Consider the following 24,718-nt stretch of genomic DNA (forward strand, 5'->3'; position numbering starts at 1 on the left):
GTCACCTCCTCTTACGCCCGGTATTTCCGGGCATTTTTATTTTGTGGTTATGAAAAAACAACTCAATATACGTAGCCTGGCAGCACAAGCCGTTGAAAAAGTGGTCGAGCAAGGGCAATCATTAAGTAATGTCCTGCCGGCGCTACAACAAAAAGTGTCCGATAAAGATAAGGCGCTGCTTCAGGAGCTATGCTTTGGCGTCCTGCGTACCCTTTCACAACTGGAATGGCTGATCAACAAGCTGATGTCTCGTCCAATGACCGGCAAACAGCGCACCATACATTACTTAATTATGGTCGGCTTTTATCAGCTGTTGTACACACGCATTCCTCCACATGCGGCGCTGGCAGAAACCGTTGAAGGTGCAATAGCTATCAAGCGTCCACAGTTCAAGGGGCTGATTAATGGTGTGCTCCGCCAGTTTCAGCGTCAGCAAGAGGGGTTGTTGGCTGAATTTGCGAACAGCGAAGGGCGTTTTCTACATCCGTCCTGGCTGTTGAAACGCCTGCAGAAAGCGTACCCCACCCAGTGGGAAGCTATTGTCGGGGCCAATAATCAGCGTCCGCCGATGTGGCTGCGTGTTAATCGTAATCACCATTCGCGAGATAGCTGGTTGGCTTTGCTTGAAGAAGCTGGAATGAAAGGCTTTACACACCCGGCCTATCCGGACGCTATTCGCCTTGAATTTCCGGCAGCGGTACATAGCTTACCCGGTTTCGATCAAGGGTGGGTGACGGTACAGGATGCCTCCGCTCAGGGCTGTGTGGCATTACTCGCACCGCAGAACGGTGAGCACATTCTGGATCTGTGCGCCGCGCCTGGCGGCAAAACCACGCATATTCTCGAAGCCGCCCCAGAAGCACACGTCATGGCTGTTGATGTCGATGAGCAACGTCTTTCCCGCGTTTATGACAATCTCAAACGCCTGGGAATGAAGGCTACGGTTAAGCAGGGCGATGGACGTTACCCTTTGCAGTGGTGCGGCGAGCAACAGTTCGACCGTATTTTGCTGGATGCGCCCTGTTCTGCAACCGGCGTCATCCGCCGGCATCCGGATATCAAATGGCTACGTCGCGATCGCGATATCGCGGAACTGGCGCAATTACAGGCGGAAATTCTTGACGCTGTTTGGCCACGCCTGAAGCCCGGCGGGACATTGGTTTACGCTACCTGTTCCGTACTACCGGAAGAAAATAGCGATCAGATCCACGCTTTTTTGCAACGTACTCCGAATGCCATGCTTAGCCAAACGGGAATACCAGACCAGCCGGGACAACAAAATCTACCGGGGGCAGAAGAAGGTGATGGATTCTTTTACGCTAAGCTAATCAAAAAGTGATGAGATAACGGGCCACGACTGATGAAAATTATCATACTGGGTGCAGGGCAGGTTGGCGGGACCCTGGCGGAAAACCTGGTCGGCGAAAACAATGACATCACAGTAGTTGACACTAACGGCGAACGGCTACGTAGTTTGCAGGATAAGTTCGATCTGCGCGTAGTACAAGGGCATGGTTCTCATCCCCGCGTGCTACGCGAAGCTGGCGCTGACGACGCGGATATGCTGGTCGCTGTCACCAGTTCAGATGAAACCAATATGGTTGCCTGTCAGGTAGCCTATTCGCTATTTAACACGCCAAACCGTATCGCACGTATTCGTTCCCCGGACTATGTTCGCGATGCGGATAAGCTCTTTCATTCCGAAGCCGTCCCGATTGATCATCTAATCGCCCCGGAACAGCTGGTAATTGATAATATTTACCGCCTGATCGAGTATCCCGGGGCATTGCAGGTGGTAAATTTTGCCGAAGGCAAAGTCAGCCTGGCGGTGGTAAAAGCGTATTATGGCGGTCCGTTGATTGGTAATGCGCTATCAACGATGCGGGAACATATGCCGCACATTGATACCCGCGTAGCGGCAATTTTCCGCCATGACCGGCCTATCCGTCCGCAAGGGTCGACGATTGTGGAAGCGGGGGACGAAGTCTTCTTTATTGCTGCCTCACAGCATATTCGTGCGGTAATGAGCGAATTACAGCGTCTGGAAAAACCTTACAAACGTATCATGCTGGTTGGCGGCGGCAATATCGGGGCAGGGTTGGCAAGACGCCTGGAAAAAGATTATAGCGTCAAATTGATCGAACGCGATCAGCAACGCGCCGCCGAGTTGGCCGAGAAGCTGCAAAACACAATTGTCTTTTTTGGCGACGCGTCCGATCAGGAGTTGCTGGCGGAAGAGCATATTGATCAGGTCGATCTGTTTATTGCTGTCACCAACGACGATGAAGCCAACATTATGTCAGCGATGCTCGCCAAACGAATGGGTGCCAAAAAAGTCATGGTGCTGATTCAGCGTCGGGCCTATGTCGATCTTGTACAGGGCAGCGTTATTGATATTGCAATTTCGCCACAGCAGGCCACCATCTCAGCATTACTGAGTCATGTACGTAAAGCGGATATCGTGGGCGTTTCCTCATTGCGTCGCGGTGTCGCGGAAGCCATCGAGGCCGTAGCGCATGGCGATGAAAGCACCTCCCGCGTGGTAGGCCGCGTCATTGACGAAATTAAACTCCCGCCAGGTACCATTATTGGGGCAGTTGTTCGTGGTAACGATGTCATGATTGCCAATGATAATTTACGTATTGAGCAAGGCGATCACGTGATTATGTTCCTGACGGATAAAAAATTCATCACTGACGTCGAGCGCTTATTCCAGCCAAGTCCTTTCTTCCTGTAATTTAAGGGGCGCTTCTTCTGCGCCCTTTTTAATTCCCTTTATTTATCAAGGTTTAATTAATTTAGCTAAACAGAAGCCGTAAATGGAAAATGCCTTAGCATTTGTTAAACTTATAAACGTCAGCTGCATAGGGAGAATAAAAATGAGTTTTATTAAAGAATTTCGCGAGTTCGCGATGCGCGGGAATGTTGTGGATTTGGCAGTAGGTGTCATTATTGGCGCGGCATTCGGGAAGATTGTTTCTTCACTGGTTGCCGATATCATTATGCCACCATTGGGATTGTTAATTGGCGGGATCGACTTTAAACAATTTGCTTTTACGCTACGCGAAGCGCAGGGAGATATCCCGGCGGTCGTCATGCATTACGGCGTGTTTATTCAGAACGTATTTGATTTTGTGATTGTGGCATTTGCTATTTTTGTTGCCATTAAGCTTATCAATAAACTCAACCGTAAAAAAGCAGAAGAGCCGGCAGCCCCGGCTGCGCCTTCTAAAGAAGAAGTGCTATTGGGCGAAATCCGCGACCTACTGAAAGAGCAAAATAACCGTTCTTAATACCCAGAAGGCCAGTGGTAAAAAAGCACCTTACTTTCTTGCCACTGGCCTCCCAGTTCCCTCGATTACCGTGTTTACCTTTACGCAGATAGCTTCCTTTACCTTTCTTATTTTTTTCGACACGCTGCCTGAAAAGGGGATCGTGTAACAATGCCTCTATGGCATTATCCTTTATCTGCCCTTTCTTATGCTGATAACGGCTCATAATATCTCCAGATTGGGTGATCTAACGGCGCGAGTGTATTCCTGTCAGTTTAAAAAATCAACAGCCCGACGTCGTACCACTGGCCCCCTGCTCCAGCGCCTCCAGAATAGAACAATAGACACTGCTATGTGCCGTTCCGCAGCAAGCATCATTAAGTCTTTGTAACGAACGCTGCATTGCCTGTAGCTCCATAATTCTGGCTTCAACTTCCTGTAGTCGCTCCTGCACAATGCTTTTAGACTCCTGGCATGTGTGATGTTCCGGATCAATTCGGATCGATAAAAGTTCACGGATCGACTCAAGCGTAAAACCCAACTGTCGCGCATGCCGAATAAACTTAAGCCGCTGAAGATCGTTTTCCGTATACAGCCGAAACCCGCCTTCAGTACGTACCTCATGCTCCATCATCTGCTGCTTTTCATAGTAGCGAATGGTATCAGGCGTGACTTCTGCCAGCTTTGCCAGCTCACCAATGCGATACATACATTCTCCGTTAATGGTCGTTAATTTTATGCAGCAATTTGTCTGCATATGTGCCGCGCATAAAATCTGTACTCAGTCCAGCCTGACGCAATTTAAGTTCAAGCAAAGACAAACGTCGACTGACCTCATGATATTGAGGCTCATCCTGCCGAATACCTTTCAGTATATCAAGCAACTGGATAGCTTCTTTGCGCTGCTCCAACGCCGGCGGCAGACAACCCGCATTTTTTAACAGACGATAGCCAGCCCGCAGTTCGGGCGGAACGTGTGAATCATCATCAAGCGTCAGCGGTTCACCGCGACCCGCAAGGTTGTCAAACTCCCCATTCGCTTGTGCTTCAGCTATATGACGCTCTGCCCACTGGTCAAGTAACCACATAATAAGCTCCAGGGAATGAACAAAAAGAGTACAGACATTGTAGATAATGTCTGAATATTACGGATATAAAAAAACCCGCCGAAGCGGGTTTTTTTACGTTACTGCAGATTACTCTGCAGCAGCTTCTGCTTTCGATTCAGAGCGATCAACCAGCTCGATGTATGCCATCGGCGCGTTGTCACCTGCACGGAAGCCACACTTCAGAATACGAGTGTAACCACCGGCGCGGCTCGCGAAACGCGGGCCCAGCTCGTTAAACAGTTTTGCCACGATCTCGTTATCACGAGTACGGGCGAATGCCAGACGACGATTAGCAACGCTATCAGTCTTGGCAAGAGTAATCAGCGGCTCAACTACGCGACGCAGCTCTTTCGCTTTAGGCAGGGTCGTCTTGATGATTTCATGACGAACCAGTGAACCTGCCATATTGCGGAACATAGCCTGGCGATGGCTGCTGTTGCGGTTCAGTTGACGACCACTCTTACGATGGCGCATGACCTTATCCTTCTCAGTAAAACCTTAACCTGTGATCCGGTTACTCGTCAGCGATGCTTGCCGGTGGCCAGTTTTCCAGGCGCATACCCAGAGACAGTCCACGGGAAGCCAGCACGTCTTTAATCTCAGTAAGAGATTTTTTACCCAGGTTAGGCGTCTTAAGTAGCTCAACCTCGGTACGCTGTACCAGATCACCGATATAGTGGATAGCTTCTGCTTTAAGGCAGTTAGCAGAGCGGACAGTCAATTCCAGATCGTCAACAGGGCGCAGCAGGATCGGATCGAATTCTGGTTTCTCTTCTTTCACTTCCGGCTGACGTACATCACGTAAATCAACGAAAGCTTCCAGTTGTTCAGCCAGAATGGTTGCCGCACGACGAATCGCCTCTTCAGGATCGATTGTGCCGTTGGTTTCCATTTCGATGACCAGCTTGTCCAGGTCGGTACGCTGTTCTACACGCGCTGCTTCAACATTGTAGGCAATACGCTCTACAGGGCTGTAGCATGCGTCGACCAGCAAACGGCCAATTGGGCGCTCATCTTCTTCCGAATGAATTCGGGTAGAAGCCGGCACATAACCACGTCCGCGCTGAACTTTGATACGCATGCTAATAGACGCGTTCTCATCGGTCAGGTGGCAGATCACGTGCTGCGGCTTGACGATTTCGACATCACCATCATGGGTGATATCGGCTGCAGTCACAGGGCCAATGCCAGATTTATTCAAGGTAAGAATAACTTCATCTTTACCCTGAACTCTCACCGCCAGCCCTTTCAGGTTGAGCAGGATTTCCAGGATGTCTTCCTGAACGCCTTCTTTGGTGCTGTACTCATGTAGTACACCATCAATCTCAACCTCGGTCACCGCGCAACCCGGCATCGATGAGAGCAGAATACGGCGCAGTGCGTTACCCAGAGTATGGCCGAAGCCACGCTCTAAAGGCTCAAGGGTCACCTTGGCGTGCGTCGAACTCACTTGCTCGATATCTACCAGGCGCGGTTTTAGAAACTCTGTCACAGAACCCTGCATTGTGTCCTCTCTTTGGTACTAAGCTTTACTTGGAGTAAAGCTCGACGATCAGGTGTTCGTTAATGTCCGCAGACAGATCAGAACGCTCAGGCTTACGCTTGTACGTACCTTCCATCTTGCCAGCATCAACTTCCAGCCAGGTTGGCTTTTCACGCTGCTCAGCCAGCTCCAGAGCGGCTTTCACGCGAGACTGCTTCTTCGCTTTCTCACGAATGCTAACAACGTCATTCGGACTAACCTGATAAGAAGCGATGTTAACAACACGACCGTTTACCATAATTGCTTTATGGCTAACCAGCTGGCGTGCTTCTGCACGAGTGGCGCCGAAGCCCATACGGTATACAACGTTGTCCAGACGACCTTCCAGCAGAGCCAACAGGTTTTCACCGGTGTTGCCTTTCAGACGTGCTGCTTCTTTGTAGTAGTTACGGAACTGACGCTCCAGCACACCGTAGATACGGCGAACTTTTTGCTTTTCACGCAACTGCACACCATAGTCAGACAGACGCGGTTTACGCGCACCGTGCTGGCCAGGAGCTTGTTCAATTTTACACTTGGTATCGATCGCGCGAACGCCAGACTTAAGGAATAAGTCGGTGCCCTCACGACGGCTCAGCTTGAGCTTAGGACCCAAATATCTTGCCATTTTCTTTCTCCAACAAACCTGGAAAACGAAGCGTTATACGCGACGTTTTTTCGGCGGACGACAACCGTTATGAGGGATCGGAGTCACATCAGTAATATTAGTGATGCGGAAACCAGCGGCGTTCAGTGCACGAATAGTAGATTCGCGGCCTGGACCCGGACCTTTAACCATAACTTCCAGATTCTTGATACCGTATTCTTTCACGGCGTCAGCGCAACGCTCTGCTGCAACCTGAGCTGCAAACGGAGTGGATTTGCGAGAACCACGGAAACCGGAACCACCGGCTGTTGCCCAACCCAGCGCGTTACCCTGACGATCGGTAATAGTCACGATGGTGTTGTTGAAAGAAGCATGGATATGAGCCACGCCGTCAGAGACTTGTTTTCTTACACGTTTACGTGCGCGAACTGGTGCCTTTGCCATTATTCAATCACCCCGATTATTTCTTGATCGGTTTGCGCGGACCCTTACGGGTACGAGCGTTGGTCTTGGTACGCTGACCGCGAACCGGGAGACCACGACGATGACGCAAACCGCGATAGCAACCAAGATCCATCAGGCGCTTGATGCTCATGCTGATTTCACGGCGCAGATCACCTTCAACGACAAATTTGGCAACTTCGTCACGCAGCGTGTCGATTTGTTCTTCAGACAGCTCACTGATCTTAACATTTTCAGCGATACCCGCGGCAGCCAGAATAGCTTTAGAACGGGTCTTGCCGACACCGTAGATCGAAGTTAACGCGATCACGGCGTGTTTCTGATCAGGAATGTTAATGCCTGCTATACGGGCCACTATGCACTCCTACTATTTAATATGTACGTACCATGCTGAAAAGCCCGTTTTCAGGATACTCAAATGGAAACGTACAGACATACAAAAGATTGGCTGGCTAATCTAGCCAGCTCAACCCAACTTTGCAAGAAAAATATGCGAAAAAATCAGCCTTGGCGCTGTTTATGCTTCGGCTCGGCACTGCAAATCACACGGATGACGCCATCACGCTTAACGATTTTGCAGTTACGGCATAATTTCTTGACGGAAGCACGAACTTTCATTTTTACTCTCCGTAACTTCTCAGGCGACCAATTAACGGCCGTAGCCTTTCAGGTTCGCCTTCTTCAATGCAGACTCATACTGACTGGACATCATCAGAGTTTGCACTTGAGCCATAAAGTCCATAATCACGACAACAACGATAAGCAGTGAGGTCCCACCGAAGTAGAACGGTACTTTCATTGCATCACGCATGAACTCCGGGATCAGGCAGATAAAAGTAATGTAAAGCGCACCAACCAAAGTCAGGCGGGTCATTACTTTATCGATATACTTCGCCGTTTGCTCTCCCGGACGAATTCCTGGTACAAATGCACCGGACTTCTTCAGGTTATCTGCTGTTTCACGCGGGTTGAAAACCAACGCCGTGTAGAAGAAACAGAAGAAGATGATTGCAGACGCATAGAGTAACACATAAAGCGGTTGCCCAGGCTGCAAATACAGCGAAATTGTTGTCAGCCAGTTCCAACCAGTACCGCCCCCGAACCATGACGCGATGGTCGCCGGGAACAGAATAATACTGGAAGCGAAGATTGCCGGGATTACCCCCGCCATATTCACTTTCAGCGGTAAATGTGTGCTCTGTGCAGCATAGACACGACGACCTTGCTGACGTTTGGCGTAGTTTACCACAATACGGCGTTGACCACGTTCAACGAAGACTACAAAGAACGTCACTGCAAATACTAATACTGCAACCAACAGCAACACGAGGAAGTGCAGGTCGCCTTGACGCGCTTGCTCGATAGTATGGGCAATGGCTGGCGGGAGTCCCGCAACGATACCAGCGAAGATGATGATTGAGATACCGTTGCCGATACCACGCTCAGTAATCTGTTCGCCGAGCCACATCAGGAACATGGTTCCTGTAACCAGACTTACAACAGCGGTGAAATAGAACGCAAAGCCTGGGTTCATCACCAGGCCCTGCATACCAGGCATATTCGGCAGACCGGTAGCAATACCGATCGACTGGAATATCGCCAACACCAAAGTACCGTAACGGGTGTACTGGCTGATCTTACGACGACCAGACTCCCCTTCTTTCTTAATTTCCGCCAGCGTTGGGTGGACCACCGTCAGCAGCTGGATAATGATCGACGCCGAAATATACGGCATGATCCCCAGGGCAAAGATAGAAGCACGGCTGAGAGCACCACCAGAGAACATGTTAAACATTTCAATGATGGTGCCTCGCTGTTGCTCAAGCAGTTTGGCAAGTACAGCGGCATCAATACCAGGGATCGGAATAAAAGAGCCAATACGGAACACAATCAGCGCGCCGATAACAAACAGCAGTCTGCGTTTCAGCTCGCCTAAGCCACCTTTGGCACTTTGAAAATCTAATCCCGGTTGTTTAGCCATCTGCTACTTATTCCTCGATTTTACCGCCAGCAGCTTCGATAGCAGCACGAGCGCCTTTAGTAACACGCAGGCCACGAACAGTTACCGGAGTAGTGACTTCGCCAGCCAGGATCACTTTCGCGAACTCGATCTGGATACCGATAATGTTTGCTGCTTTCAGCGTGTTCAGGTCTACAACGCCGCCTTCTACTTTAGCCAGGTCAGACAGACGAACTTCGGCTGTAATCGCTGCTTTACGAGAAGTGAAGCCGAATTTCGGCAGACGACGGTACAGAGGCATCTGACCACCCTCGAAACCGCGACGTACGCCACCGCCAGAACGAGACTTCTGACCTTTGTGACCACGACCACCGGTTTTACCGAGGCCAGAACCGATACCACGACCCAGGCGTTTACCCGCCTTTTTGGAGCCTTCGGCCGGAGACAGAGTATTTAAACGCATCTCTTACTCCTCAACTTTAACCATGAAGGAAACCGCGTTGACCATACCACGAACAGCAGGAGTATCCTCGCGTTCTACGGTGTGACCAATACGACGCAGACCCAGGCCAAGCAGCGTTGCCTTGTGTTTCGGCAGACGACCGATTGCACTGCGGGTTTGAGTAATTTTAATAGTCTTTGCCATGGCTTATTTCCCCAGAATTTCTTCAACGGATTTACCACGCTTGGCAGCGACCATTTCTGGAGAATTCATATTTTCCAGGCCATCAATAGTTGCACGAACCACGTTGATCGGGTTGGTGGAACCATATGCTTTAGCCAGAACGTTATGAACCCCAGCAACTTCCAGAACGGCGCGCATTGCACCACCGGCGATGATACCGGTACCTTCGGAAGCTGGCTGCATGAATACACGAGAACCCGTGTGAACACCTTTAACCGGGTGTTGCAGGGTGCCGTTGTTCAGCGCGACGTTAATCATATTGCGACGGGCTTTTTCCATCGCTTTCTGGATCGCTGCTGGAACTTCACGCGCTTTACCGTAACCAAAACCTACGCGGCCATTACCATCACCAACAACAGTCAGAGCTGTGAAGGAGAAAATACGACCACCTTTAACGGTTTTAGATACGCGGTTTACCGCGATCAGCTTTTCCTGCAGTTCGCCAGCTTGTTTTTCGATGTGAGCCATCTTACACCTCTACCTTAGAACTGAAGGCCAGCTTCACGGGCAGCATCTGCCAGTGCCTGGACACGACCATGATATTGGAACCCGGAACGGTCAAAGGACACATCTTTGATGCCTTTTTCCAGAGCGCGTTCAGCGACAGCTTTACCCACAGCTGCTGCAGCGTCTTTGTTACCGGTGTACTTCAGTTGTTCAGCAATAGCTTTTTCTACAGTAGAAGCAGCTACCAGAACTTCAGAACCGTTCGGTGCAATTACCTGTGCGTAAATATGACGCGGGGTACGATGTACCACCAGGCGAGTTGCGCCCAGCTCTTTGAGCTTGCGGCGTGCGCGGGTCGCACGACGGATACGAGCAGATTTCTTATCCATAGTGTTACCTTACTTCTTCTTAGCCTCTTTGGTACGCACGACTTCGTCGGCGTAACGAACACCCTTGCCTTTATAAGGCTCAGGACGACGGTAGGCGCGCAGATCTGCTGCAACCTGGCCGATCACCTGCTTATCAGCGCCTTTCAGCACGATTTCAGTCTGTGATGGACATTCAGCAGTAATACCTGCCGGCAGCTCGTGGTCTACAGGATGAGAGAAACCCAGGGACAGGTTTACTACGTTCCCTTTAACCGCTGCACGATAACCTACACCAACCAGCTGCAGCTTCTTAGTGAAGCCTTCGGTAACACCGATAACCATTGAGTTCAGCAGGGCACGCGCGGTACCAGCCTGTGCCCAACCGTCAGCGTAACCATCACGCGGACCGAAGGTCAGTGCATTATCTGCATGTTTAACTTCAACAGCATCGTTGAGAGTACGAGTCAGCTCGCCGTTTTTACCTTTGATCGTAATAACCTGACCGTTGATTTTGACATCAACGCCGGCAGGAACAACGACCGGTGCTTTAGCAACACGAGACATTTTTTCCTCCGATTAGGCTACGTAGCAGATAATTTCGCCACCAAGACCAGCCTGGCGCGCTGCACGATCAGTCATAACACCTTTAGAGGTAGAAACAACCGCGATACCCAGACCGGCCATAACTTTCGGCAGCTCATCTTTACGTTTGTAGATGCGCAGACCTGGGCGGCTGACACGCTGAATGCTTTCTACAACAGCTTTACCCTGGAAATACTTAAGAGTCAGTTCCAGTTCCGGCTTGGTGTCGCCTTCAACTTTAAAATCTTCAATAAAACCTTCTTCCTTCAGCACGTTGGCAATTGCCACTTTCAGCTTGGAGGAAGGCATGGTGACCGCAGCTTTGTTCGCGGCCTGACCGTTACGGATACGGGTCAGCATATCCGCGATCGGATCTTGCATGCTCATCTGTCTTTACTCCCGTGATTCAATTGGTGACAATTACCAGCTAGCCTTTTTCAGACCCGGAATTTCACCGCGCATAGCGGCTTCACGGACCTTAATACGGCTCAACCCGAACTTCCGCAGGAAAGCGTGCGGACGACCAGTTTGACGGCAGCGGTTACGCTGACGTGACGGGCTGGAATCACGCGGCAGAGTCTGCAGCTTAAGAACCGCATTCCAACGATCTTCGTCGGTTGCGTTCACATCAGAGATGATCGCTTTCAGTTCAGCGCGTTTCGCGAAGTATTTATCAGCTAAAGCTACGCGTTTTACTTCGCGTGCTTTCATTGATTGCTTAGCCATTTAGTAACCCTACCTTACTTGCGGAACGGGAAGTCAAAGGCAGCCAGCAGAGCACGGCCTTCTTCGTCAGATTTCGCAGTAGTGGTAATGGTAATATCCAAACCACGAACGCGGTCGACTTTATCGTAGTCGATTTCTGGGAAGATGATCTGCTCACGGACACCCATGCTGTAGTTACCACGACCGTCGAATGACTTAGCGGACAAGCCACGGAAGTCACGGATACGAGGAACAGCAATAGTGATCAGGCGCTCAAAGAACTCCCACATGCGTTCGCCACGCAGAGTTACTTTACAGCCGATCGGATAGCCCTGACGGATTTTGAAGCCTGCAACAGATTTGCGTGCTTTGGTGATCAACGGTTTTTGACCGGAGATTGCTGTCAGGTCTGCTGCTGCGTTATCCAGCAGTTTCTTGTCAGCGATCGCTTCACCAACACCCATGTTCAGGGTGATCTTCTCGACCCGAGGGACTTGCATGACAGAATTGTAGTTAAACTCGGTCATGAGTTTTTTAACTACTTCGTCTTTGTAGTAATCATGCAGTTTCGCCATCGTACTACTCCAAATTACTTGATAGTTTCGCTGTTAGACTTGAAGAAACGGACTTTTTTACCGTCTTCGAATCTAAAGCCTACACGGTCAGCCTTACCGGTTGCCGCATTGAAGATAGCAACGTTAGAAACCTGAATTGCAGCTTCTTTTTCAACGATGCCGCCTGGTTGGTTCAGAGCCGGAACCGGCTTCTGGTGTTTCTTAACCAGGTTGATACCTTCAACAATGACCTTGCCGGAAGACAGGACATTCTTAACTTTACCGCGCTTACCTTTATCTTTACCGGTTAACACGATAACTTCGTCATCACGACGGATTTTCGCTGCCATGATTCGCTCCTTAGAGTACTTCTGGTGCCAGAGAGATAATTTTCATGAACTTCTCGTTACGAAGTTCACGAGTTACCGGCCCAAAAATACGCGTACCGATAGGCTGCTCGCTGTTATTGTTCAGAATAACGCATGCATTACCATCGAAGCGAATGACAGAACCGTCCGGGCGACGAACACCCTTCTTGGTGCGCACCACTACCGCCTTCAGCACATCACCTTTTTTGACCTTACCACGCGGAATTGCTTCTTTGATGGTGATCTTAATGATGTCGCCTACGCCTGCGTAGCGACGGTGCGAGCCACCCAGAACCTTGATACACATTACGCGACGTGCACCGGAGTTGTCGGCGACGTTCAGCATAGTCTGTTCTTGGATCATTTTAGTGCTCCGCTAATGTCAACTACTACTGAGACCCGAAAATCAGGTCGTTAAAAAAACCCCATATCGAGGGCGCGGCATTATAACACCGCAAATCAGATATGGGTAGAAAAAATAAACGGCCCATCGCTGAGCCGTTTATTCGTTGAGAATGCGTACTGTATTACAGAACCGCTTTCTCTACAACGCGAACCAGAGTCCAGGATTTAGTCTTGGACAGCGGACGGCATTCGCGGATTTCTACCACGTCGCCGATACCGCATTCGTTGTTCTCGTCATGTACGTGCATTTTGGTCGTACGCTTGATGAATTTACCGTAGATCGGGTGTTTCACAAAACGTTCGATAGCAACAACAATGGATTTCTCCATTTTGTCGCTAACCACGCGACCTTGCAGAGTACGGATTTTATCGGTCATTACGCACCCGCCTTCTCAGTCAGTAAAGTCTTAACGCGTGCGACATCACGACGCACTTGCTTCAACAGGTGAGACTGTTGCAGCTGGCCACTTGCAGCCTGCATACGCAGGTTGAACTGCTCACGCAGCAAGTTCAGCAGCTCGGTGTTCAGCTCTTCAACGCTCTTCTCACGCAGCTCTTTTGCTTTCATTACATCACCGTCTTAGTTACAAAGGTGGTTTTAATCGGCAGTTTCGCTGCTGCCAGCTTGAATGCTTCACGGGCCAGCTCTTCCGGTACGCCGTCCATTTCATACAGGACTTTACCCGGCTGAATCAAGGCAACCCAATACTCCACGTTACCTTTACCTTTACCCATACGCACTGCCAGCGGCTTTTCAGTGATCGGTTTGTCCGGGAATACACGGATCCAGATCTTACCTTGACGCTTAACTGCACGGGTCATAGCACGACGTGCTGCTTCGATCTGACGGGCAGTCAGACGACCACGGCCAACAGCTTTCAGGCCGAAGCTGCCGAAGCTAACATCCGCGCCAGCAGCCAGACCGCGGTTACGGCCTTTGTGCATTTTACGGAATTTTGTACGCTTTGGTTGTAACATCAGCGACGCTCCTTATTTACGGCCTTTACGCTGCTGCTTTTTCGGTTGAGCAGCCGGTTTTTCCGGTTGTTCAACAGCAGCCATACCACCCAGGATCTCGCCTTTGAAGATCCACACTTTAACGCCGATTACACCGTAAGTGGTGTGCGCTTCAGAGGTGTTGTAGTCGATGTCAGCACGCAGAGTGTGCAGCGGTACGCGACCTTCACGGTACCATTCGGTACGTGCGATTTCCGCGCCGCCCAGACGACCGCTAACTTCAACTTTGATACCTTTAGCGCCCAGACGCATTGCGTTCTGTACAGCACGCTTCATCGCACGACGGAACATAACACGACGTTCCAGCTGAGAAGTGATGCTGTCAGCAACCAGTTTAGCGTCCAGTTCAGGTTTACGAACTTCGGCGATATTGATCTGTGCAGGAACGCCAGCGATATCCGCTACGACCTTACGCAGTTTTTCTACGTCTTCACCTTTTTTACCGATAACGATACCCGGGCGAGCAGTGTGAATGGTCACACGGATGCTCTTAGCCGGACGCTCGATAACGATACGAGATACAGACGCTTTAGCCAGTTCCTTCGTCAGGTACTGACGTACTTTAAAATCGCTGTCCAGGTTGTCAGCGAATTCTTTGGTGTTCGCAAACCAGGTAGAGTTCCATGGTTTTACAATACCCAGGCGAATACCATTAGGATGTACTTTCTGACCCATTGCTAGTCTCCAGAGTCTCAGCGATCGGACACAACCACAGTAATGTGGCTGGTGCGCTTCAGGATGCGATCTGCACGACCTTTTGCACGCGGCATAATGCGCTTCATGCTCGGGCCTTCGTCTACGAAAATTTTCGTAACTTTCAGATCGTCAATGTCAGCGCCATCGTTGTGTTCAGCGTTAGCAATGGCAGATTCCAGAACTTTCTTGACCAGTACAGCCGCTTTCTTGTTGGTGTAGGTCAGAATATCCAGAGCCTGCGACACTTTCTTACCGCGAATCAGGTCAGCAACAAGGCGAACCTTCTGAGCAGAAGAACGAGCATGGCGATGTTTAGCGATAGTTTCCATCTCTTCCTCCTACCTTATTTCTTCTTCGCTTTTTTATCAGCAGCGTGGCCGCGATAAGTACGAGTCGGTGCGAATTCACCCAGTTTGTGACCGACCATTTCGTCGGAAACAAATACCGGAACGTGCTGACGACCATTATGGACAGCGATGGTCAAACCGATCATGTTAGGAAAGATCGTTGAACGACGGGACCAGGTGCGCAGGGGCTTCTTGTCTCCGCTTTCCACCGCTTTCTCTACCTTCTTCAGCAAGTGCAGGTCAATAAAAGGACCTTTCTTGAGAGAACGTGGCATGGCTTATCCTCTAAAATTATTTGCTACGGCGACGTACGATGAATTTATCAGTACGCTTGTTGCTGCGGGTCTTCTTACCTTTGGTCTGAACGCCCCACGGAGTTACCGGGTGCTTACCAAAGTTACGACCTTCACCACCACCATGTGGGTGGTCTACTGGGTTCATCGCAGTACCGCGAACGGTAGGACGAACACCACGCCAGCGTGCAGCACCTGCTTTACCCAGAACGCGCAGCATATGCTCAGCATTGCCAACTTCGCCCAGGGTTGCACGGCAGTCTGCTTCGACTTTACGCATTTCACCAGAACGCAGACGCAGAGTGACATAAGCGCCATCGCGAGCAACGATCTGAACGTAAGTACCAGCGGAACGCGCCAGCTGACCGCCTTTACCTGGTTTCATTTCTACGTTATGAACGGTAGAACCAACCGGGATATTGCGCATCGGCAGGGTGTTGCCTGCTTTGATTGCAGCATCAACGCCAGACTGAATCTGGTCGCCAGCTTTCAGGCCTTTCGGGGCCAGGATGTAACGGCGTTCGCCGTCTTTGTACAGAACCAGCGCGATGTTCGCGGAACGGTTCGGATCGTACTCAAGACGCTCAACAACTGCCGGGATACCGTCTTTGTTGCGTTTGAAGTCAACAATACGATAAGCCTGCTTGTGGCCACCACCGATGTGACGAGTGGTGATACGGCCATTGTTGTTACGACCACCGGATTTGCTGTTTTTTTCCAGCAACGGAGCAAAAGGTTTGCCCTTGTGCAGCTCAGGGTTAACCACTTTAACGACGTGGCGACGACCCGGAGATGTCGGTTTACATTTAACAACTGCCATTGTATTACTCCTCCGACTTACTCAGCGCCGCCGACGAAGTCCAGATTCTGGCCTTCTTTCAGGGTGACGTAAGCTTTTTTCCAGTCGCTACGACGACCGATACGCTGTCCGTGACGTTTAACTTTCCCTTTAACAACCAGGGTGTTAACGACTTCGACTTCGACTTCAAACAGTTTCTGCACAGCAGCTTTGATTTCTGCTTTGGTCGCGTCTTTAGCAACTTTGAGAACGATGGTGTTGGTTTTTTCCATCGCAGTAGACGCTTTTTCAGAAACGTGCGGTGCGCGCAGCACCTTCAGCAGACGTTCTTCACGAATCATGCCAGCATCTCCTCAACTTGCTTAACAGCATCAGCAGTCATTACGACTTTGTCGAAGGCGATCAGGCTAACCGGGTCGATACCAGTCGCATCGCGTACGTCAACCTTATGCAGGTTACGTGCGGCCAGGAACAGGTTCTCGTCCAGCTCACCGGTGATGATCAGCACATCTTCCAGAGCCATGTCTTTCAGTTTCTGTGCCAGCAGCTTAGTTTTCGGCGCTTCGACAGAGAACTTCTCGACAACGATCAGACGATCCTGACGTACCAGTTCGGACAGAATGCTTTTCAGCGCGCCGCGGTACATCTTTTTGTTTACTTTTTGACTGTGGTCCTGCGGACGTGCAGCGAAGGTCACGCCACCAGAACGCCAGATCGGGCTCTTGATAGAACCAGAACGCGCACGGCCGGTACCTTTCTGGCGCCACGGTTTTTTACCGGAACCAGTTACTTCAGCACGAGTCTTCTGAGCACGAGTACCCTGACGAGCACCAGCTGCATAAGCAACAACAACCTGGTGAACCAGCGCTTCGTTGAAATCACGACCGAAGGTAGTTTCGGAAACAGTCAGCGCGCTCTGCGCGTCTTTCAATACTAATTCCATTGCTATCCCCTTACGCCTTCACAGCTGGTTTAACAATCAGGTCGCAACCGGTCGCACCCGGAACACCACCTTTAACCAGCAGCAGGTTGCGCTCAGCGTCAACGCGTACTACGTCCAGGCTCTGAACGGTGACACGTTCGTTACCCAGCTGACCTGCCATTTTCTTGCCTTTAAACACTTTGCCCGGAGTCTGGTTCTGACCGATAGAACCCGGAACGCGGTGAGACAAGGAGTTACCGTGAGTAGCGTCCTGGGTACGGAAGTTCCAGCGCTTAACGGTACCAGCGAAACCTTTACCTTTAGAGGTACCGGTTACGTCAACTTTTTTAACGTCAGCAAACAGTTCAACGCTAATGCTCTGACCTACGGTGTATTCTTCGCCTTCAGCCAGACGGAATTCCCACAGACCACGGCCAGCTTCTACGCCAGCTTTAGCAAAGTGACCCGCTTCCGGCTTGGTGACACGGTTAGCTTTTTTAGCACCCGTAGTGACCTGAACAGCGCGGTAGCCATCGTTAGCCAGGTCTTTAACCTGAGTAACACGGTTTGCTTCAACTTCGATTACGGTTACCGGGATAGAGACACCATCTTCAGTGAAGATGCGGGTCATACCCACTTTTTTACCGACTAAACCAATCATTGTATCAACCTCTCAATCGCTCGATGACCTGATTAACCCAGGCTGATCTGCACGTCTACACCGGCAGCCAGGTCCAGACGCATCAGAGCATCAACGGTTTTCTCGGTTGGCTCAACGATGTCAACCAGACGCTTGTGAGTGCGAATTTCATACTGATCGCGCGCATCTTTGTTAACGTGCGGAGAGATCAGAACGGTAAAGCGCTCTTTGCGGGTCGGCAGCGGGATCGGACCGCGAACCTGCGCACCAGTGCGCTTGGCAGTCTCGACGATTTCCGCGGTTGATTGATCGATCAGACGATGATCAAACGCTTTCAGGCGGATACGGATTCTTTGGTTCTGCATGAGACCAGAGCTCCAATTATTTTATAAACGAAAATGATTACTCCTCACACCCATTACGATTGATGGGAGAGTGTAACCGTTCTTACGTAGCTCCCCGATTGGAAGCATTGTTAAATAGCCAAATCGGCTATTCGAGGTTCAAATCGAACCTGCCGTCAATTACGACAAGCCCGCGCATTATACGTAAATCTCGGCCTGACGCAAGTGTCGGATATAAATTAAGCACTTTATTCTTATGCGAGCATGATTCCAGATGGTACGCATGGGATGGCAACGCTCATCTTTTCTTTGGAAGGTATCAGGCAAATCTGGCAATACGTCGTTGTCTCTGTCGCATAAATCTATAAAGGTGAGCACAAGCCTTGACGAGGATTTGCTTATGTTTGTTGCCCTCCCCTTTCTCATTTTTTATGCATCGTTCTCTTTATTACTTGGCATATACGACGCGCGTACCGGTCTGCTGCCTGACCGGTTTACCTGTCCATTACTGTGGAGCGGTCTGATTTATCACCAGATTTGCCTGCCGGAGCGTTTACCGGATGCGCTTTGGGGCGCTATTGCCGGTTATGGCGGATTCGCATTGATTTACTGGGGCTATCGCCTGTGTTATCAGAAAGAGGGACTCGGGTATGGCGATGTCAAATTCCTGGCAGCGTTAGGAGCGTGGCATTGCTGGGAAGGTTTGCCGTTACTGGTTTTCCTTGCCGCCATGTTAGCCTGTGGCGGGTTTGCCGTCGCACTGTGGGTAAGAGGTAAGTCGGCATTAATAAACCCGCTACCTTTTGGACCATGGCTGGCGGTGGCGGGTTTAGTGACAAGCTGGAAAAATTTCATTCCGGATGGTTAATCGGTAACCTTAATTTGTGATTGCAGATAATTTTGCATACCAAGTTTGGCAATCAAATCCAGCTCAGTTTCAATCCAGTCGATGTGGCCTTCCTCATCGGCGAGGATTTCAATCATCATATCCCGGCTGACATAATCATGGACGCTATCGGCATAAGCTATTGCTTCACGCAGATCTTTTGCGCCTTCAAGCTCAAGCCGGAGATCCGATCGCAACATCTCTTCGACATCTTCACCGATACCCAGCTTACCCAGATCCTGCAGGTTCGGTATACCTTCCAGGAATAAGATACGCTCGATGTATTTATCGGCATGTTTCATCTCATCAATGGATTCATGATACTCAACGTCATTAAGCCGGGTTAGCCCCCAGTTTTTGAACATACGGGCATGAAGAAAATACTGGTTAATTGCGACAAGCTCATTTCCCAATAGTTTATTGAGATAATTTATGATTTTAACATCACCTTTCATTTTATAGTCCCTCCGCTTCCACTCTCTAGAGCGTAGATGGGGCTACAGGGATGTCAAAAAAAAGAGTGTGACTCAGGCGATCTCTTTAAATTCCGGTAATTGTGTTAGCTCATCCTGCATCACTTCCCGCGCAGCGCGAATACACTTACCGCATTGATTTCCTACAGGAATAAATTTACGGAGCTGTTGAAATGACTGTGGATGAAATTGCCGCACAGCCTCGCGAATTTTTTTATCGCTTATACCATTACATAAACAAACGTACATGATCGCTCCCGTTCAATTTCCGTGCAAATTGTAAATGAGAATGGTTATGATTACAATAGCACCAGGCGATTTACACTACGAGAGAAACGTTAAAAAGAGCGAGTAACTATTACAACAGGTAAATGACAATAACAAAAAGGGCGCCTAAGCGCCCTTTTCAATTCAAAACTAATTAATGACTAATTAGCCCAGAACTTTAGCTACAACGCCCGCGCCAACGGTACGGCCGCCTTCACGGATTGCAAAACGCAGACCGTCGTCCATCGCGATCGGGTGGATCAGGGTAACAACCATTTTGATGTTGTCGCCCGGCATTACCATCTCTACGCCTTCCGGCAGTTCGATGGTGCCAGTCACGTCAGTCGTACGGAAGTAGAACTGCGGACGGTAGCCTTTGAAGAACGGAGTGTGACGGCCGCCTTCATCTTTGGACAGAATGTACACTTCAGATTCGAACTTGGTGTGCGGCTTGATGGTGCCCGGCTTAGCCAGTACCTGGCCACGTTCGATTTCTTCACGTTTGATACCACGCAGCAGAACACCAACGTTCTCACCAGCACGGCCTTCGTCCAGCAGTTTGCGGAACATTTCAACGCCAGTACAGGTAGACTTCTGCGTCTCTTTGATACCAACGATTTCAACTTCTTCGCCCACTTTGATGATACCGCGCTCTACACGACCGGTAACAACGGTACCACGACCGGAGATGGAGAATACGTCTTCGATCGGCAGCAGGAACGGCTTATCAATCGCACGCTCTGGTTCCGGAATGTAAGAATCCAGGAAGCCAGCCAGTTCGATGATTTTCGCTTCCCACTCTGCGTCGCCTTCCAGCGCTTTCAGAGCAGAACCACGAACGATCGGCGTGTCGTCGCCCGGGAAGTCGTACTGAGACAGAAGTTCACGAACTTCCATTTCTACCAGCTCCAGCAGCTCTTCGTCATCAACCATGTCGCATTTGTTCAGGAACACGATGATGTACGGAACGCCTACCTGACGACCCAGCAGGATGTGCTCACGGGTCTGCGGCATCGGGCCGTCAGTCGCAGCAACAACCAGGATCGCGCCGTCCATCTGCGCAGCACCGGTGATCATGTTTTTAACATAGTCGGCGTGCCCCGGGCAGTCTACGTGTGCGTAGTGGCGAGTCGGGGTGTCATATTCAACGTGAGAAGTGTTGATGGTGATACCACGCGCTTTTTCTTCCGGCGCGTTATCGATCTGGTCGAATGCGCGGGCAGCACCGCCGTAGGTTTTAGCCAGTACGGTAGTGATGGCAGCGGTCAGGGTAGTTTTACCATGGTCAACGTGGCCGATAGTACCGACGTTAACGTGCGGTTTTGTACGTTCAAATTTTTCTTTAGACACGGCTATATTCCTTACTATAGCGCTCTCCCCTTCTGGAGAGAGCACGGGATTTTGGTTTTTAACCCTGCGGCTTATTTACCACGGGCTTCGATTACGGCCTGAGCAACGTTGTTCGGCGCTTCAGCATACTTCAGGAACTCCATGGAGTAAGAAGCACGGCCCTGAGTCTGGGAACGCAGGTCAGTTGCATAACCAAACATTTCAGACAGCGGAACCTGCGCACGAACGGTTTTACCCGTTGCAGTATCATCCATACCTTCGATCATACCACGACGACGGTTCAGGTCACCGATCACGTCACCCATGTAGTCTTCCGGCGTTTCTACTTCAACCTTCATGATTGGCTCAAGCAGAACTGGTTTTGCTTTCTTAAAGCCATCTTTAAAGGCGATAGAAGCAGCCAGTTTAAACGCCAGTTCAGAGGAGTCAACGTCATGGTAAGAACCGAAGTGCAGACGCACACCGAGATCAACTACCGGATAACCAGCCAGCGGACCAGATTTCAGCTGTTCCTGGATACCTTTATCAACAGCCGGGATGTATTCGCCAGGAATCACACCACCTTTGATGTCGTTGATAAATTCGTAACCCACACCACCTGGCTCCAGCGGATACATGTCGATAACAACATGACCATACTGACCACGACCACCGGACTGTTTCGCGTGTTTACCTTCAATACCGGTAACTTTTTCGCGAATCGTTTCACGGTAAGCAACCTGCGGTTTACCTACGTTAGCTTCAACGTTGAATTCACGCTTCATACGGTCAACGATGATTTCGAGGTGCAGTTCGCCCATACCCGCGATGATGGTCTGGTTAGATTCTTCGTCAGTCCATACACGGAAAGACGGGTCTTCCTTCGCCAGACGGCCCAGAGCCAGACCCATTTTTTCCTGGTCAGCTTTGGTTTTCGGTTCAACCGCGATAGAGATAACCGGCTCAGGGAATTCCATACGCTCCAGAATGATCGGCGCGCTTGGATCACACAGGGTATCACCCGTGGTCACGTCTTTCAGGCCGATTGCAGCAGCGATGTCGCCCGCACGAACTTCTTTGATCTCTTCACGTTTGTTCGCGTGCATCTGTACGATACGACCGAAACGCTCACGTGCGGATTTCACGGAGTTCAGGATGGTGTCACCGGAGTTAACCACGCCAGAGTACACACGGAAGAACGTCAGGTTACCCACAAACGGGTCAGTAGCGATTTTGAACGCCAGAGCAGCAAACGGCTCTTTATCGTCAGAATGACGCTCAGCCGGCGTATCTTTACCGTCGTCCAGAATACCTTTGATCGCTGGTACGTCAGTCGGCGCTGGCAGGTAATCAATTACCGCATCCAGCATCGCCTGAACACCTTTGTTCTTGAATGCAGAACCACAGGTTACCAGGATAATTTCGTTGTTCAGAACGCGCTGACGCAGAGCCTGTTTAATCTCTTCTTCAGTCAGTTCTTCACCGCCCAGGTATTTCTCCATCAGCTCTTCAGATGCTTCCGCAGCGGACTCGATCAGGTTCTGGTGCCATTCTTCAGCCAGTTCCTGCATGTCAGCCGGGATATCTTCGTAAGTGAAGGTTACACCACGGTCTTCTTCATTCCAGTTGATGGCTTTCATTTTCACCAGGTCAACAACACCAGTGAACGCTTCTTCAGCGCCAATCGCCAACTGCAGCGGAACCGGGTTCGCGCCCAGACGGGTTTTGATCTGACCAACAACTTTCAGGAAGTTCGCGCCCATACGGTCCATTTTGTTAACGAACGCGATGCGCGGAACTTTATATTTGTTCGCCTGACGCCATACGGTTTCAGACTGCGGCTGAACACCACCAACTGCACAGTAAACCATTACCGCACCGTCAAGAACACGCATGGAACGTTCTACTTCGATAGTGAAGTCAACGTGCCCCGGGGTGTCGATGATGTTGATGCGGTGCGGTTCATACTGCTTAGCCATACCAGACCAGAATGCAGTAGTTGCTGCGGAGGTAATGGTAATACCACGCTCCTGCTCCTGCTCCATCCAGTCCATGGTTGCGGCGCCTTCATGAACTTCACCGATTTTGTGGTTTACACCGGTGTAGAACAGAATACGTTCGGTAGTAGTGGTTTTACCGGCGTCGATGTGCGCACTGATACCGATGTTACGGTAGCGTGCGATGGGTGTTGTACGAGCCATTTGATTCCTCGTTTATATCTTTAGGCGTTCAGATTAAGTAACCCAGATCGGGCGGCTTACCTGAAGCGCCCGCCTGGTGACTATGACTCCGAAGGGATTACCAACGGTAGTGAGCGAACGCCTTGTTGGCTTCTGCCATACGGTGAACGTCTTCACGTTTCTTAACTGCAGTACCTTTGTTGTCTGCAGCATCAGAAAGTTCGTTCGCCAGGCGCAGAGCCATGGATTTATCACCGCGTTTACGAGCAGCTTCAACGATCCAACGCATTGCCAGAGCATTACGACGAACCGGACGGACTTCAACTGGTACCTGATAAGTAGAACCACCAACGCGGCGAGACTTAACTTCGACAGTCGGGCGCACGTTTTCGAGAGCTACTTCGAAAGCTTCCAGTTCAGATTTACCAGAACGCTGAGCCAGGGTCTCCAGCGCGCTGTATACGATTGATTCTGCAGTAGATTTTTTACCATCTACCATCAGGATATTGACAAATTTAGCCAGCAGTTCTGATCCGAACTTCGGATCCGGCAGAATTTTACGCTGACCAATGACGCGACGACGTGGCATGGAAATACTCCGTTGTTAATTCAGGATTGTCCAAAACTCTACGAGTTTAGTTTGACATTAATTTAAAACGTTTGGCCTTACTTAACGGAGAACCATTAAGCCTTAGGACGCTTCACGCCGTACTTAGAACGAGCTTGCTTACGGTCTTTAACACCGGAGCAGTCAAGCGCGCCACGAACGGTGTGGTAACGAACACCCGGGAGGTCTTTAACACGACCGCCACGGATCAGGATCACGGAGTGCTCCTGCAGGTTGTGACCTTCACCACCGATGTAGGAAGTCACTTCGAAACCGTTAGTCAGACGAACACGGCAAACTTTACGCAGTGCGGAGTTCGGTTTTTTAGGGGTGGTAGTATATACACGAGTACATACGCCACGTTTTTGCGGGCATGCTTCCAGCGCAGGCACGTTGCTTTTCGCAACTTTGCGAGCACGTGGTTTGCGTACCAGCTGGTTAACTGTTGCCATTAAATAGCTCCTGGTTTTAGCTTTTGCTTCGTAAACACGTAATAAAACGCCCTCACACAATATGAGGACGCCGAATTTTAGGGCGGTGTCGAAAAGGTGTCAAGAAATATACAACGATCCCGCCATCACCAGGCCATCTGGCTGGCATACTTAACCGTGAGTCTGACGAAGTCAGTATAGTCAACCCTGACGACGCTGTCTGAAATTTGACCACTTAAGCCGCGGGCGTCAATATCTTCTTTTAAGGCATAAAGCGTTATGGGGGCGTTACGCAGGCTTTCAAGGAAGCGATTGCCTTCAATAGCGACAGTAACGCCATCCTGAAGTAACAAAAGTGCATCCCCCTCTTTTAGCAGGCGTAGCAAAGCGGGAAAATCAACGCCCGAGGCGGAATGGTGTAAAGTATGCAGCATAAACGCC

General features: G+C 50.3%; 41 protein-coding genes and 1 pseudogene. 4 read left to right on the forward strand and 38 right to left on the reverse strand.

The features are described 5' to 3' along the window. Nucleotides 1-49 precede the first annotated feature (49 nt). From rsmB to mscL, 3 genes are all read left to right on the forward strand, one after another. Nucleotides 50-1,339, forward strand: a complete 1,290-nt coding sequence (gene rsmB, locus SBG_RS15680; protein ID WP_000744437.1) for a 16S rRNA (cytosine(967)-C(5))-methyltransferase RsmB — start codon at nucleotides 50-52, stop codon at nucleotides 1,337-1,339. 21 nt (nucleotides 1,340-1,360) lie between these two features. Continuing rightward, the gene (gene trkA, locus SBG_RS15685; protein WP_000691374.1) at nucleotides 1,361-2,737 is read left to right on the forward strand and encodes a Trk system potassium transporter TrkA; all 1,377 of its coding nucleotides are present in this window, start codon (nucleotides 1,361-1,363) and stop codon (nucleotides 2,735-2,737) included. Nucleotides 2,738-2,879: 142 nt separating this feature from the next. Next, nucleotides 2,880-3,293 carry a large-conductance mechanosensitive channel protein MscL gene (gene mscL, locus SBG_RS15690; RefSeq protein ID WP_000008118.1) on the forward strand — a complete coding sequence of 138 codons (414 nt, stop codon included), beginning with the start codon at nucleotides 2,880-2,882 and terminating at the stop codon, nucleotides 3,291-3,293. 4 nt (nucleotides 3,294-3,297) lie between these two features. Here mscL and SBG_RS15695 read toward each other — a convergent pair. The 31 genes and pseudogenes from SBG_RS15695 to rpsJ all read right to left on the reverse strand — a co-directional run. Then, nucleotides 3,298-3,498: pseudogene (locus SBG_RS15695) on the reverse strand (alternative ribosome-rescue factor A); the annotation flags it as partial. A 57-nt stretch (nucleotides 3,499-3,555) separates the two neighbouring features. After that, nucleotides 3,556-3,981 (reverse strand): Zn(2+)-responsive transcriptional regulator, encoded by a 426-nt coding sequence (gene zntR / locus SBG_RS15700; RefSeq protein ID WP_000285596.1) that lies wholly within the window; start codon nucleotides 3,979-3,981, stop codon nucleotides 3,556-3,558. Nucleotides 3,982-3,991: 10 nt separating this feature from the next. Further along, entirely contained in the window at nucleotides 3,992-4,360 is a 369-nt protein-coding gene (locus SBG_RS15705) for a DnaJ family domain-containing protein (RefSeq protein ID WP_000266507.1), read from the reverse strand. 108 nt (nucleotides 4,361-4,468) lie between these two features. After that, nucleotides 4,469-4,855: a 50S ribosomal protein L17 gene (gene rplQ / locus SBG_RS15710; protein WP_001216372.1), complete on the reverse strand. Its 387-nt coding sequence runs from the start codon at nucleotides 4,853-4,855 to the stop codon at nucleotides 4,469-4,471. Between the two features lie 40 nt (nucleotides 4,856-4,895). Next, nucleotides 4,896-5,885: a DNA-directed RNA polymerase subunit alpha gene (locus SBG_RS15715; RefSeq protein WP_001162094.1), complete on the reverse strand. Its 990-nt coding sequence runs from the start codon at nucleotides 5,883-5,885 to the stop codon at nucleotides 4,896-4,898. 25 nt (nucleotides 5,886-5,910) lie between these two features. Continuing rightward, the gene (gene rpsD / locus SBG_RS15720; protein WP_000135226.1) at nucleotides 5,911-6,531 is read right to left on the reverse strand and encodes a 30S ribosomal protein S4; all 621 of its coding nucleotides are present in this window, start codon (nucleotides 6,529-6,531) and stop codon (nucleotides 5,911-5,913) included. A gap of 33 nt (nucleotides 6,532-6,564) precedes the next feature. Next, a complete protein-coding gene (gene rpsK, locus SBG_RS15725) occupies nucleotides 6,565-6,954 on the reverse strand; it encodes a 30S ribosomal protein S11 (protein ID WP_001029758.1) in 390 nt (129 codons plus the stop codon). A 16-nt stretch (nucleotides 6,955-6,970) separates the two neighbouring features. Continuing rightward, nucleotides 6,971-7,327: a 30S ribosomal protein S13 gene (gene rpsM / locus SBG_RS15730; protein WP_000090780.1), complete on the reverse strand. Its 357-nt coding sequence runs from the start codon at nucleotides 7,325-7,327 to the stop codon at nucleotides 6,971-6,973. 146 nt (nucleotides 7,328-7,473) lie between these two features. After that, entirely contained in the window at nucleotides 7,474-7,590 is a 117-nt protein-coding gene (rpmJ, locus tag SBG_RS15735) for a 50S ribosomal protein L36 (protein ID WP_000868187.1), read from the reverse strand. Between the two features lie 31 nt (nucleotides 7,591-7,621). Next, complete coding sequence (gene secY, locus SBG_RS15740; protein ID WP_001118864.1) at nucleotides 7,622-8,953, reverse strand: preprotein translocase subunit SecY; 1,332 nt, start codon at nucleotides 8,951-8,953, stop codon at nucleotides 7,622-7,624. 7 nt (nucleotides 8,954-8,960) lie between these two features. Further along, nucleotides 8,961-9,395 (reverse strand): 50S ribosomal protein L15, encoded by a 435-nt coding sequence (gene rplO, locus SBG_RS15745; protein WP_001238917.1) that lies wholly within the window; start codon nucleotides 9,393-9,395, stop codon nucleotides 8,961-8,963. A gap of 3 nt (nucleotides 9,396-9,398) precedes the next feature. Then, nucleotides 9,399-9,578 (reverse strand): 50S ribosomal protein L30, encoded by a 180-nt coding sequence (gene rpmD / locus SBG_RS15750; RefSeq protein ID WP_001140434.1) that lies wholly within the window; start codon nucleotides 9,576-9,578, stop codon nucleotides 9,399-9,401. Between the two features lie 3 nt (nucleotides 9,579-9,581). After that, nucleotides 9,582-10,085 carry a 30S ribosomal protein S5 gene (rpsE, locus tag SBG_RS15755; RefSeq protein WP_000940121.1) on the reverse strand — a complete coding sequence of 168 codons (504 nt, stop codon included), beginning with the start codon at nucleotides 10,083-10,085 and terminating at the stop codon, nucleotides 9,582-9,584. Nucleotides 10,086-10,099: 14 nt separating this feature from the next. Beyond that, nucleotides 10,100-10,453, reverse strand: coding sequence for a 50S ribosomal protein L18 (rplR, locus tag SBG_RS15760; protein ID WP_000358956.1), 354 nt, complete (start codon nucleotides 10,451-10,453; stop codon nucleotides 10,100-10,102). A gap of 9 nt (nucleotides 10,454-10,462) precedes the next feature. Then, the gene (gene rplF / locus SBG_RS15765; RefSeq protein ID WP_000091937.1) at nucleotides 10,463-10,996 is read right to left on the reverse strand and encodes a 50S ribosomal protein L6; all 534 of its coding nucleotides are present in this window, start codon (nucleotides 10,994-10,996) and stop codon (nucleotides 10,463-10,465) included. Between the two features lie 12 nt (nucleotides 10,997-11,008). Next, nucleotides 11,009-11,401, reverse strand: a complete 393-nt coding sequence (gene rpsH, locus SBG_RS15770) for a 30S ribosomal protein S8 (protein ID WP_000062611.1) — start codon at nucleotides 11,399-11,401, stop codon at nucleotides 11,009-11,011. Nucleotides 11,402-11,434: 33 nt separating this feature from the next. Continuing rightward, nucleotides 11,435-11,740, reverse strand: a complete 306-nt coding sequence (gene rpsN, locus SBG_RS15775; protein ID WP_001118932.1) for a 30S ribosomal protein S14 — start codon at nucleotides 11,738-11,740, stop codon at nucleotides 11,435-11,437. Nucleotides 11,741-11,754: 14 nt separating this feature from the next. Beyond that, entirely contained in the window at nucleotides 11,755-12,294 is a 540-nt protein-coding gene (gene rplE / locus SBG_RS15780) for a 50S ribosomal protein L5 (RefSeq protein WP_001096202.1), read from the reverse strand. A 14-nt stretch (nucleotides 12,295-12,308) separates the two neighbouring features. Further along, a complete protein-coding gene (gene rplX / locus SBG_RS15785; protein ID WP_000729185.1) occupies nucleotides 12,309-12,623 on the reverse strand; it encodes a 50S ribosomal protein L24 in 315 nt (104 codons plus the stop codon). Nucleotides 12,624-12,633: 10 nt separating this feature from the next. After that, nucleotides 12,634-13,005 carry a 50S ribosomal protein L14 gene (gene rplN, locus SBG_RS15790; protein WP_000613954.1) on the reverse strand — a complete coding sequence of 124 codons (372 nt, stop codon included), beginning with the start codon at nucleotides 13,003-13,005 and terminating at the stop codon, nucleotides 12,634-12,636. A gap of 163 nt (nucleotides 13,006-13,168) precedes the next feature. Next, a complete protein-coding gene (gene rpsQ, locus SBG_RS15795; RefSeq protein ID WP_000130101.1) occupies nucleotides 13,169-13,423 on the reverse strand; it encodes a 30S ribosomal protein S17 in 255 nt (84 codons plus the stop codon). After that, nucleotides 13,423-13,614: a 50S ribosomal protein L29 gene (gene rpmC / locus SBG_RS15800; RefSeq protein ID WP_000644742.1), complete on the reverse strand. Its 192-nt coding sequence runs from the start codon at nucleotides 13,612-13,614 to the stop codon at nucleotides 13,423-13,425. Before rpmC ends, rpsQ begins: the two co-directional genes overlap by 1 nt. Further along, complete coding sequence (rplP, locus tag SBG_RS15805; protein ID WP_000941208.1) at nucleotides 13,614-14,024, reverse strand: 50S ribosomal protein L16; 411 nt, start codon at nucleotides 14,022-14,024, stop codon at nucleotides 13,614-13,616. Before rplP ends, rpmC begins: the two co-directional genes overlap by 1 nt. 12 nt (nucleotides 14,025-14,036) lie before the next feature. Further along, nucleotides 14,037-14,738, reverse strand: coding sequence for a 30S ribosomal protein S3 (rpsC, locus tag SBG_RS15810; RefSeq protein WP_000529945.1), 702 nt, complete (start codon nucleotides 14,736-14,738; stop codon nucleotides 14,037-14,039). A 17-nt stretch (nucleotides 14,739-14,755) separates the two neighbouring features. Beyond that, a complete protein-coding gene (gene rplV / locus SBG_RS15815; protein WP_000447529.1) occupies nucleotides 14,756-15,088 on the reverse strand; it encodes a 50S ribosomal protein L22 in 333 nt (110 codons plus the stop codon). 14 nt (nucleotides 15,089-15,102) lie between these two features. Next, entirely contained in the window at nucleotides 15,103-15,381 is a 279-nt protein-coding gene (gene rpsS, locus SBG_RS15820; protein WP_001138115.1) for a 30S ribosomal protein S19, read from the reverse strand. 16 nt (nucleotides 15,382-15,397) lie between these two features. Next, complete coding sequence (gene rplB, locus SBG_RS15825; protein WP_000301859.1) at nucleotides 15,398-16,219, reverse strand: 50S ribosomal protein L2; 822 nt, start codon at nucleotides 16,217-16,219, stop codon at nucleotides 15,398-15,400. Nucleotides 16,220-16,236: 17 nt separating this feature from the next. Next, nucleotides 16,237-16,539, reverse strand: a complete 303-nt coding sequence (gene rplW, locus SBG_RS15830; RefSeq protein ID WP_000617546.1) for a 50S ribosomal protein L23 — start codon at nucleotides 16,537-16,539, stop codon at nucleotides 16,237-16,239. Then, nucleotides 16,536-17,141 (reverse strand): 50S ribosomal protein L4, encoded by a 606-nt coding sequence (gene rplD / locus SBG_RS15835; RefSeq protein ID WP_000424395.1) that lies wholly within the window; start codon nucleotides 17,139-17,141, stop codon nucleotides 16,536-16,538. Before rplD ends, rplW begins: the two co-directional genes overlap by 4 nt. A 10-nt stretch (nucleotides 17,142-17,151) precedes the next feature. After that, a complete protein-coding gene (rplC, locus tag SBG_RS15840; RefSeq protein ID WP_000579837.1) occupies nucleotides 17,152-17,781 on the reverse strand; it encodes a 50S ribosomal protein L3 in 630 nt (209 codons plus the stop codon). 32 nt (nucleotides 17,782-17,813) lie between these two features. Continuing rightward, nucleotides 17,814-18,125: a 30S ribosomal protein S10 gene (rpsJ, locus tag SBG_RS15845; protein ID WP_001181005.1), complete on the reverse strand. Its 312-nt coding sequence runs from the start codon at nucleotides 18,123-18,125 to the stop codon at nucleotides 17,814-17,816. A gap of 379 nt (nucleotides 18,126-18,504) precedes the next feature. Between rpsJ and SBG_RS15850 the strand changes: the two genes are divergently transcribed. Next, nucleotides 18,505-18,972 (forward strand): prepilin peptidase, encoded by a 468-nt coding sequence (locus tag SBG_RS15850; protein WP_000495853.1) that lies wholly within the window; start codon nucleotides 18,505-18,507, stop codon nucleotides 18,970-18,972. Here the strand turns inward: SBG_RS15850 and bfr are convergent. The 7 genes from bfr to tusB all read right to left on the reverse strand — a co-directional run bounded on the left by bfr (nucleotide 18,969) and on the right by tusB (nucleotide 24,711). Continuing rightward, the gene (bfr, locus tag SBG_RS15855) at nucleotides 18,969-19,445 is read right to left on the reverse strand and encodes a bacterioferritin (RefSeq protein WP_000675529.1); all 477 of its coding nucleotides are present in this window, start codon (nucleotides 19,443-19,445) and stop codon (nucleotides 18,969-18,971) included. The two genes, SBG_RS15850 and bfr, sit on opposite strands and share 4 nt — an antisense overlap. A 72-nt stretch (nucleotides 19,446-19,517) precedes the next feature. Then, nucleotides 19,518-19,712, reverse strand: coding sequence for a bacterioferritin-associated ferredoxin (gene bfd, locus SBG_RS15860; RefSeq protein WP_000289080.1), 195 nt, complete (start codon nucleotides 19,710-19,712; stop codon nucleotides 19,518-19,520). Nucleotides 19,713-19,895: 183 nt separating this feature from the next. Continuing rightward, on the reverse strand, nucleotides 19,896-21,080 hold the full coding sequence (gene tuf / locus SBG_RS15865) for an elongation factor Tu (RefSeq protein ID WP_000031748.1): 1,185 nt from the start codon (nucleotides 21,078-21,080) through the stop codon (nucleotides 19,896-19,898). A gap of 71 nt (nucleotides 21,081-21,151) precedes the next feature. After that, on the reverse strand, nucleotides 21,152-23,260 hold the full coding sequence (fusA, locus tag SBG_RS15870; RefSeq protein ID WP_000124707.1) for an elongation factor G: 2,109 nt from the start codon (nucleotides 23,258-23,260) through the stop codon (nucleotides 21,152-21,154). Nucleotides 23,261-23,357: 97 nt separating this feature from the next. Then, nucleotides 23,358-23,828, reverse strand: a complete 471-nt coding sequence (rpsG, locus tag SBG_RS15875) for a 30S ribosomal protein S7 (RefSeq protein WP_001138042.1) — start codon at nucleotides 23,826-23,828, stop codon at nucleotides 23,358-23,360. Between the two features lie 95 nt (nucleotides 23,829-23,923). Next, nucleotides 23,924-24,298 carry a 30S ribosomal protein S12 gene (gene rpsL, locus SBG_RS15880; RefSeq protein WP_000246815.1) on the reverse strand — a complete coding sequence of 125 codons (375 nt, stop codon included), beginning with the start codon at nucleotides 24,296-24,298 and terminating at the stop codon, nucleotides 23,924-23,926. 125 nt (nucleotides 24,299-24,423) lie between these two features. After that, complete coding sequence (gene tusB / locus SBG_RS15885) at nucleotides 24,424-24,711, reverse strand: sulfurtransferase complex subunit TusB (protein WP_000903365.1); 288 nt, start codon at nucleotides 24,709-24,711, stop codon at nucleotides 24,424-24,426. Nucleotides 24,712-24,718: the final 7 nt, after the last annotated feature.

Source organism: Salmonella bongori NCTC 12419 (assembly GCF_000252995.1).
Taxonomy (GTDB): Bacteria; Pseudomonadota; Gammaproteobacteria; order Enterobacterales; family Enterobacteriaceae; genus Salmonella; species Salmonella bongori.

Coding starts and splice junctions, on each gene's coding strand:
- rsmB (WP_000744437.1), top strand. CDS start 50: ATGAAAAAACAACTCAATATACGTAGCCTGGCAGCACAAGCCGTTGAA.
- trkA (WP_000691374.1), top strand. CDS start 1,361: ATGAAAATTATCATACTGGGTGCAGGGCAGGTTGGCGGGACCCTGGCG.
- mscL (WP_000008118.1), top strand. CDS start 2,880: ATGAGTTTTATTAAAGAATTTCGCGAGTTCGCGATGCGCGGGAATGTT.
- zntR (WP_000285596.1), bottom strand. CDS start 3,981: ATGTATCGCATTGGTGAGCTGGCAAAGCTGGCAGAAGTCACGCCTGAT.
- SBG_RS15705 (WP_000266507.1), bottom strand. CDS start 4,360: ATGTGGTTACTTGACCAGTGGGCAGAGCGTCATATAGCTGAAGCACAA.
- rplQ (WP_001216372.1), bottom strand. CDS start 4,855: ATGCGCCATCGTAAGAGTGGTCGTCAACTGAACCGCAACAGCAGCCAT.
- SBG_RS15715 (WP_001162094.1), bottom strand. CDS start 5,885: ATGCAGGGTTCTGTGACAGAGTTTCTAAAACCGCGCCTGGTAGATATC.
- rpsD (WP_000135226.1), bottom strand. CDS start 6,531: ATGGCAAGATATTTGGGTCCTAAGCTCAAGCTGAGCCGTCGTGAGGGC.
- rpsK (WP_001029758.1), bottom strand. CDS start 6,954: ATGGCAAAGGCACCAGTTCGCGCACGTAAACGTGTAAGAAAACAAGTC.
- rpmJ (WP_000868187.1), bottom strand. CDS start 7,590: ATGAAAGTTCGTGCTTCCGTCAAGAAATTATGCCGTAACTGCAAAATC.
- secY (WP_001118864.1), bottom strand. CDS start 8,953: ATGGCTAAACAACCGGGATTAGATTTTCAAAGTGCCAAAGGTGGCTTA.
- rplO (WP_001238917.1), bottom strand. CDS start 9,395: ATGCGTTTAAATACTCTGTCTCCGGCCGAAGGCTCCAAAAAGGCGGGT.
- rpmD (WP_001140434.1), bottom strand. CDS start 9,578: ATGGCAAAGACTATTAAAATTACTCAAACCCGCAGTGCAATCGGTCGT.
- rpsE (WP_000940121.1), bottom strand. CDS start 10,085: ATGGCTCACATCGAAAAACAAGCTGGCGAACTGCAGGAAAAGCTGATC.
- rplR (WP_000358956.1), bottom strand. CDS start 10,453: ATGGATAAGAAATCTGCTCGTATCCGTCGTGCGACCCGCGCACGCCGC.
- rplF (WP_000091937.1), bottom strand. CDS start 10,996: ATGTCTCGTGTTGCTAAAGCACCGGTCGTTGTTCCTGCCGGCGTTGAT.
- rpsH (WP_000062611.1), bottom strand. CDS start 11,401: ATGAGCATGCAAGATCCGATCGCGGATATGCTGACCCGTATCCGTAAC.
- rpsN (WP_001118932.1), bottom strand. CDS start 11,740: ATGGCTAAGCAATCAATGAAAGCACGCGAAGTAAAACGCGTAGCTTTA.
- rplE (WP_001096202.1), bottom strand. CDS start 12,294: ATGGCGAAACTGCATGATTACTACAAAGACGAAGTAGTTAAAAAACTC.
- rplX (WP_000729185.1), bottom strand. CDS start 12,623: ATGGCAGCGAAAATCCGTCGTGATGACGAAGTTATCGTGTTAACCGGT.
- rplN (WP_000613954.1), bottom strand. CDS start 13,005: ATGATCCAAGAACAGACTATGCTGAACGTCGCCGACAACTCCGGTGCA.
- rpsQ (WP_000130101.1), bottom strand. CDS start 13,423: ATGACCGATAAAATCCGTACTCTGCAAGGTCGCGTGGTTAGCGACAAA.
- rpmC (WP_000644742.1), bottom strand. CDS start 13,614: ATGAAAGCAAAAGAGCTGCGTGAGAAGAGCGTTGAAGAGCTGAACACC.
- rplP (WP_000941208.1), bottom strand. CDS start 14,024: ATGTTACAACCAAAGCGTACAAAATTCCGTAAAATGCACAAAGGCCGT.
- rpsC (WP_000529945.1), bottom strand. CDS start 14,738: ATGGGTCAGAAAGTACATCCTAATGGTATTCGCCTGGGTATTGTAAAA.
- rplV (WP_000447529.1), bottom strand. CDS start 15,088: ATGGAAACTATCGCTAAACATCGCCATGCTCGTTCTTCTGCTCAGAAG.
- rpsS (WP_001138115.1), bottom strand. CDS start 15,381: ATGCCACGTTCTCTCAAGAAAGGTCCTTTTATTGACCTGCACTTGCTG.
- rplB (WP_000301859.1), bottom strand. CDS start 16,219: ATGGCAGTTGTTAAATGTAAACCGACATCTCCGGGTCGTCGCCACGTC.
- rplW (WP_000617546.1), bottom strand. CDS start 16,539: ATGATTCGTGAAGAACGTCTGCTGAAGGTGCTGCGCGCACCGCACGTT.
- rplD (WP_000424395.1), bottom strand. CDS start 17,141: ATGGAATTAGTATTGAAAGACGCGCAGAGCGCGCTGACTGTTTCCGAA.
- rplC (WP_000579837.1), bottom strand. CDS start 17,781: ATGATTGGTTTAGTCGGTAAAAAAGTGGGTATGACCCGCATCTTCACT.
- rpsJ (WP_001181005.1), bottom strand. CDS start 18,125: ATGCAGAACCAAAGAATCCGTATCCGCCTGAAAGCGTTTGATCATCGT.
- SBG_RS15850 (WP_000495853.1), top strand. CDS start 18,505: ATGTTTGTTGCCCTCCCCTTTCTCATTTTTTATGCATCGTTCTCTTTA.
- bfr (WP_000675529.1), bottom strand. CDS start 19,445: ATGAAAGGTGATGTTAAAATCATAAATTATCTCAATAAACTATTGGGA.
- bfd (WP_000289080.1), bottom strand. CDS start 19,712: ATGTACGTTTGTTTATGTAATGGTATAAGCGATAAAAAAATTCGCGAG.
- fusA (WP_000124707.1), bottom strand. CDS start 23,260: ATGGCTCGTACAACACCCATCGCACGCTACCGTAACATCGGTATCAGT.
- rpsG (WP_001138042.1), bottom strand. CDS start 23,828: ATGCCACGTCGTCGCGTCATTGGTCAGCGTAAAATTCTGCCGGATCCG.
- rpsL (WP_000246815.1), bottom strand. CDS start 24,298: ATGGCAACAGTTAACCAGCTGGTACGCAAACCACGTGCTCGCAAAGTT.
- tusB (WP_000903365.1), bottom strand. CDS start 24,711: ATGCTGCATACTTTACACCATTCCGCCTCGGGCGTTGATTTTCCCGCT.